The sequence below is a fragment of the Alteromonas sp. ASW11-130 genome, assembly GCF_026183735.1.
Taxonomy (GTDB): domain Bacteria; phylum Pseudomonadota; class Gammaproteobacteria; order Enterobacterales; family Alteromonadaceae; genus Alteromonas.
The window spans coordinates 1-775 of the sequence record NZ_JAPFRE010000011.1 but is presented as its reverse complement, the minus strand read 5'-3'; the positions used below and the strand labels follow the sequence as shown (position 1 = coordinate 775).

Here is a 775-nt window from a genome sequence, read left to right as displayed (position 1 = left end):
ACAGCGGGTATAATCCATCCAAATGGGCTGGCGTTAGTTTGAATAACCAACTCTCTCCCTGTTCAAACAGGTACCATACCAGCTGCTTAAATGTCTGTGTTATGTCTTCCGGTAAAACAACCAAGGTTTTGCCTGAAATCAACGGGGTAAACAACGTCGTTACTGTTGCATCGAAACTTAGAGGCGAGCTCATCACTGCCCCTTTGTGCTCCTCTTCCCAATAGCTTTGTGCATGACACAAGTAATTCACCACACCCTGGTGTTCGACTAATACCCCTTTTGGTAATCCCGTCGAGCCTGAGGTATAAATTACGTATGCTAGGTCTGAAGCTTTAAGACTATTTACCGGGTTTTGAGAATCATACGATGCCACATGAGAAACCAGTTTTTCTTCATCGAGCAACAATTTAGTGCCACTAAATCCTGCAAGTACCCCAATGCAGTTTTGATTGCTCAAGACAACATGTAAGTTTGCATCTTCAGTCATATACCCTAAACGTTGAGGCGGAAGACTTGGATCTAAAGGAACATAAGCTCCCCCCGCTTTGAGTATAGCCAGCACACTCACCACCATCTCCACCGACCGCGGCAAACACACTCCCACACTCTGCGCCACCGTCATCCCTTGTGCCATTAAATGGTGTGCCAGCTGATTCGCCCGCGCATTAAGCTCACCGTACGTCAGCTGTTCCTCGCCAAACACCAGCGCCACCGCATCCGGTCGCACTGCTGCCTGTTGCTCAAACAACTCGTGCACACACACATCGTGTGGGTA

General features: G+C 48.3%; 1 protein-coding gene. It reads right to left on the bottom strand.

The window, feature by feature from the left end:
• A partial coding sequence (locus OPS28_RS02575) for an AMP-binding protein (protein ID WP_265607872.1) occupies positions 1-757 on the bottom strand: 757 nt, incomplete at its 3' end.
• Positions 758-775: the final 18 nt, after the last annotated feature.